The 6,317-nt window shown below is 57.8% G+C and carries 1 protein-coding gene; it reads right to left on the bottom strand.

The window, feature by feature from the left end:
• A partial coding sequence (locus J3367_RS20905) for a peroxidase family protein (RefSeq protein WP_421462555.1) occupies positions 1 to 6,294 on the bottom strand: 6,294 nt, incomplete at its 3' end.
• Positions 6,295 to 6,317 lie beyond the last annotated feature (23 nt).

The following is a 6,317-nucleotide window of genomic DNA, read 5'->3' on the forward strand; positions in this document are numbered from 1 at the left end:
ACCTGGTGCCAGTTCAACCACGTCCTGCGGACGCAGGGTTCCGATGATCGTGTCGTTGCCTCCGTTTGTTCTGAAGAGGATACGGTGGGCAGATTGCAACGCGGAGATATCGACGATGTCGTCGCCCGAACCGCCATTGATTGTGATCGTGTTCTGCGACAGAGCGGTTCCTGTGAAGTCGCCATGTGGCGTGATGGTATCAAGTCCGCCACCAGCATTGATGACGATCTCTTCGATGCCCGAAAGCTCGGCGATAATCACGTCGTTCCGGGTGACTACAATCTGCGCACCTCCACTATAGCCGCCGGGAATAGTCCCAAAGGCGTCGGGGCCGTAGATATCGAAGCTTTCGGAACTGGTATCGCCGTTGACGATAAATGTATCACCAGGTCCGCCATTCACGCCGCCTTCCACGACATCCCGGCCGTCGCCGACATTCCAGATAATCGTGTCGTTTCCATTGCCCCCGTTGATGGTGTCATTGCCAAGGCCACCGGTAAGCGTATCGGCGCCATTGTTGCCGTTGAGCTCATCATCACCGACATCCCCATTCAGGATATCGGCGCCACCACCGCCAATGAGAAGGTCGTCTCCATTGCCACCGTTCAGGGTGTCGGCACCACCGCCGCCGTTCAGTGTATCGGCACCGTTGCCACCATCAATGAAGTCGGCACCACCCTCGCCGTTAAGGACATCCGCACCACCTTCGCCGAATATTGTATCATCACCGGCGCCGGCGAAGACAGTATCCGGGCCCGCTCCTGCGAAGAAGAATTCGTCTGCAGCCGTACCGGTGAGAAAATCTCCGGAGGGAGTACCAATGATCCCAGCTAAATTCCGGGCTTCTTCGAAGGTGATGGTCTGATCGGTGAACTGGATGTTCTCGATGTTGAGGATCAGGTCTTCCTCGCCAGTCGCAGCGTTCACCACTTCGATGTTGCCGTCAGGGTCGAACTCGATGGTGAAGTTGGCAAGCGGACCGTCGAACACAGCCGTATCGTTGCCGCCTTGTCCACCGTCGAGGATATCGTTGCCGGCACCACCAATGAGTGTGTCGTTCCCCCGGCCACCGTTGATGATGTCGTCTCCGGCCCCCCCATCAAGGGTGTCTCCGCCGCGTAGACCGAAGATCTCGTCGTCACCGCCGAGACCGTTGATCATATCGGCACCGTTGGTACCGATGAGGACATCGGCTCCGTTTGTGCCGATCGGTGCCACATCACCGGCGACGATCTCCGTGGGCGCCGCACTGACGAACTCAAGCACGCCAGCATTGTCTGTGTAACGTGCAACCGCTCGGATCTGCAGACCGATCATGGCTGCCGTGACCAGCAAGCTTGGGCCTGTTCCAACCGGTACGAACGTAGCGGACTGGAATGCGTCCTCGACTTCCCAAGTGATGCTCAGGTCGCTTGCGGCGACAGGATTCGGACCGTCAGGATCCGCCAGCCCGGCGAGCAGGATCGTCAGGGTTTCCCCGGCCTGCGGCTCCGTATTGGAAATTTCGATGCTGCCGGTCGGTGGGCTGTTGCTGCCCTCGACCTGGTTGATACTGCCGTCGGCAAATTCGAGACGTTCGATCCCTTTGAGATAGTCGACACCGTCGATACCAAGGGTGATCCCATCGGCTGCCACTGGATCCAGGTGGCGAACCTCGATGAACCCATCACCGTTCTGGTCGGAGTAGTTCAGGCCACCAACGCCGAAACCCTCGATTACGTATTCCGCGATATTGCCTTGGAATACTGCCGTATCGAAGCTCGCTCCCGAATTTTCGTCGAGCAGAATTTCGCGCACAATATTCATCTGTGCGGGCTTGACCGTACGCTCGACGAGGAGCTCGAAGAGCGATTTACCTGCCCATTCGGCCGGACCATCGGTCCCGTCGAAGACATGGCGCATGGTCGTTACCGTGGCGATTTCCTCGCTGGACGAAGGAGCATGAATGCTGATCCGCACGTTCAGCCAGTGATCTCCCGAGATGATGTCGTTTCCACCATTGCCTTCAATCCGATCGTTGCCAGCCCCGCCGATGAGAATATTGCCCTCTTCAAAGGCGATGATCCCCTCAAGTTCTTCGGCAGAAAGGTTCGGGCGATCATCAATGAGGTCGCCGAGGAACTCGCGCAGACCATTGATCCGATCAACGCCCGCCTGGGTGAGACTGTCGTTGAAGAACACGTTCTCATTTGCGCCGACCGTAGCCCCGCCGATGCCATCATCGGCATCTCCAGGTGCCACACGATCATCACCGAAGAGCTGGTCGTTCCCATTCCAGCCCGACAGAGCTTCCACCTTGTCGAAGCGATTGCGCAGGATGTCCTGTGCTTCAGTCGTAAAAATTCGGATCCGCATGTCGGCATAGGCATCCAGCCTCATGCCCTGAAAGCTGACCCAGTCGAATCCGAACATGCCCTCATTGCGCATGACGCTTTCGCCCTGCACCATGATGTCGTCGCCGGATTCGGCGTCGAAATCGTGCTCGTCATTGCCGGCGAACATGACGTCATGGCCGATGACCGTGGAGTCGAAGAACAGTTCCGAGTTGTCACCGGCCGTCGTGTCGAAGCCGCCGCCGCCCTCGATCCAGTCGTCGCCCTCATTACCCAGAAGGAAATCGACGCCTTCACCCCCGGCAATGAAGTCATCGCCTTCCCCGCCGAAGACCTCCGTATCGTCAAGGCCAACAAAGATCACGTCTTTGCCGTCGCCACCCATCAGGATATCGAATGGTCCGTTCGAGTTAGCAATAACATCGTCACCTTCATCACCCTTGATGAAGTTTCCTTCGTCACCATCATCGAGGATGATGTCGTCACCGGCACCGCCGATGATCAGATCGACGCCTTGGCCACCTTGAATGAAATCGTCACCTGCATCACCCCAGATCGCGTCATCGCCGAAGCTGCCGATGAGGGTGTCGTTGCCGGCGGTACCGCCGAGAACGACGTGTTCGCCACCATTGAAGCGGAGGTAGCTGCCCGGAGTATAGACTTCGGATAGCTCTACGGGGTCGATGAGAATATCGTTGCTTCCGCCCGCCGGGATCGAGTCCACGATCCCTTCACCGGTTCGAACCACATTTCCGTTCGCGTCGCGGATGAAGGGATCCGCCGCCGGGTCGTAATCTATTCCCATATCGGCGGGCGTAAGGTCTGAACTGTAGACGACCTCGGTGACCGACGAGAAAGAAATTGTGTCGACTAGAATCTGGTTGCCACCACCACTTACATCCTGCTGTATCTCGATACGAAGTTCCTGCCCGTCCACGGAAGACGGAAGTGCACCAGAACTGAGTGTCACGCTGGTCCAAGTGCCGTCACCTGGATCAGGAAGCAGGGCGGAGGCAATAACGGTCGAGTTGGCTCCATCTGTCGCAACTATACGCACTTCGCCACCCGGCCATGGTTGGTCGGTGCGATCGCCGATGTCGAAGCTTAGCTCGTATAGAGCGCCCGCGACCGCTAATTGACCGGTATTTTTCGCCAAGGTTGCGCCTTGGCGGAGCCAGACGACGTTGGTGCCTGAAGGCCCTGTCTGGTCCGATACTGCGTCAGCTGGATCAAAGAGCCCGCCGGTTCCCCCGACGATTTCCCAGCCTGCGGGGGCGCCAATGGTGTAGTTTCCAAGCGGATGCGTCGTGACGCCCGTTCCGCCGTCGGCAAGAGAGGTCGCCTCGAAATCATCGCTCAGAACCGGCGACGTGGTCGTCGAACCCGGCGCCGGCGTGAAGTTGAGCGTTCCGTCCGCTTTGAGCTTCAGGAGGGGCGCGTTGAGCAGGTCCTCGTCCGAAAGGACCATGCCGAGATTTGCAGCGTTCTCCCGAAGATCGCCGATCGTGATGCCGGGAAGGCCGTCCTCCGATCCGTCGATCAAACCACCCGTCGGAAGACCGTTCGCGTCGTATTTCTGAACCAGCGCATTGATTGAGGCAACGTGCCCGGTGACAGCGCTCTCATCCTCCGGTGTCGTCGGATCATCACGCGTGACCTTGTTGAACCCAAGTGCACCGAGAACCGGATCATCCGCTCCTTCCGGATCGTCGATCAGCTGATGGGTCTTGTCCACCTCCAGAACGTAATCATACTGTCCGAACGCGTCGACGCCGATATGCATCGGAATCACGTCGTCGGCTGTTCCACGCACGCCATCAGGGCCAGCTTGGCCAAGATCGGTGTTGGCGTAGAACATCTTGATGAACGCGTTGTTCTCCAGCTCGTTCAGGAAGTTCAGGCCTTGAGTACGCGATAGATAATAGAAGCGGTCACCATCCTGCAGCGCTTCCATTTGATATTCAAACAGGGCCGCGAATGTGGAGCCCAGCATCCCGCCGAAAAGCAGGATCTGCTCGGCTAGGCCGCCAATCCACATGTCGATGTCATTCAGTCCGACGCTCTCGGTCGTGTACCCATTTCGGCTGTTGAGAAAGTCCAGACGATCTGGAGGCGCCGTTTCGGCGATGCCGTCACCGTTGATATCCATATCGCCGAACACGAGCAGCATCGCAGCATCACGGCGCGCTTCCATGCCATCGCCGTTCTCTTCGATCGACGGATGAGTACCGTAGGCCGCGATGAAGTTGATCACCGACATTGGCGTCTTCAGGTTCGCTGCAAACTCCGCCCAGGTTTCATACGGCTTGAGGAAACTCGATCCGGTCGACTGATAGAGCTGCTCACGCGCTTCATTGAGCGTCGGCATGCCGGTATCGCGTGCACGAGCGATGTTGATTGCCGGCAAATCGAGCGGCAGCCCCAGCAGATTGTTGCGCAACGCGCCGGTGACAAATTCGTCGATGGCATTGCCGTGTTCGACCGTCATGCCACGCGCGATGGCCGCGGTCGCCTCGTCGGCCGTCCAAAGCCCGTTATTGGTAAATTCAAGTGGGTTCAGGAAGGCCTCGATCAGGCCGATGTCGTGCGATTGACCTGCCGCGTCGGTACGGGCCACTGTCTCGGTCAGCATCGAATGGCCGAAGCGGTAAACCACATTGGCGAATTCGGCGATGATCGACGGGTCGATGTCGGTCGAGGCATTGAAGACGAAAGGATCGATCGCTGGCTGAATCTTGCGGCCGAACTCCTCGAAAACGAGATGCTGATACTGCATTTCGGTCGCAAAACGACCGGCTTGGAAGAGGCGTTCGCCGTCCCAGACAAGTCCCGCGACAGACGCCGGAATCTCGGTCACGTCAGTGATCAACCATTCGTTGATGAAGTCGAGATCGCCGGAGGCAAGAATCTCCGCCTTGATCGAATCCACCTGCCGGTTGTGCTCGGAGTGGAAGACGTGATGGATCGCCGTCAGTGCGATGTTTTCGTTGCCGCGTCCATCCCCGGTAACATAGTGAGAATCAAATAGATCGCCGTCGTATTCTCCCGCCCCAAGTGGCGTGGCATCGTCAGCCGTTGTGCCATTGTTGTTGGCGTCGTTGATCACCCCATCTTCGTTGCGGACCTTCATCTGTCCGGTCTGACTGTTGAAAGGGTTCGCCGTATGGGCAATATCGTCGAGGAAAGCATGCCCAATACGAACAGCTGACGTGCCTAGATCGATGTGGGGATCGGACGTGTTGATTGGCGCCGCCAGATTGCCCTCGACTACAACGTCGTCGCCGGTGCCCACCACGCCGTCTGTTCCGATGCTGTAGACGATCTGTGGCAAACCGTTCGGACCACGAATGAACTCGCCATATTCGTCGGTCAAAAGCAGCGGAATATTGAGCGCGTCCTCATCATCGAGATCGATGCCGAGCATGGTTCGCGCCTGCTCTTTAACCTCGCCCCAGGTGGCCAAACCGCCAGTGGCACCGTCAAGCAGTCGTCCGGTTGCTACCGGGCGAGAATCCGGTATTCCATTCCCATCACTGTCAACGGAAAACTCGTACTCGCGCAGGAAGACCTGATGCGACGAATGTGATGTGTAAGTCTGATTTTGATCGACGAAGGGTGTCGTCGTATTGGTGTGATTAATCTCGCCGTCTGCTCCAACCACGGGAGTTGCACGCGTGAGAACCATGAACTGCTGGCCGGGATTGGTAAGCTCGTCGCCCGTGTTCGCGATACCGTCCGGACCATGAGTGATCAACGGATCGTCGGGAGCCAGCGGAATAAAGATTGTCCCGTTGTCGCCCTTGGTGATCAAGTCGAGTCCGTGGTCGAAGAACTGGCCGAAGAAGGTCGTCATGGCGTTGAATGGCGCGGAAATGCCTTCGTCCGGTGCAACGTTCGGCAGGAAGATCGATCCGTTCTGGACTTCGATCCCCTTACCCTCGATGAGGGTGTCGAAAATAATCTGGGCTGCGCCTCTTGCTTCGG

Origin of the sequence: Aurantimonas sp. NFXS3 (assembly GCF_049132005.1) — a bacterium.
GTDB classification, from domain to species: domain Bacteria; phylum Pseudomonadota; class Alphaproteobacteria; order Rhizobiales; family Rhizobiaceae; genus Aurantimonas; species Aurantimonas coralicida.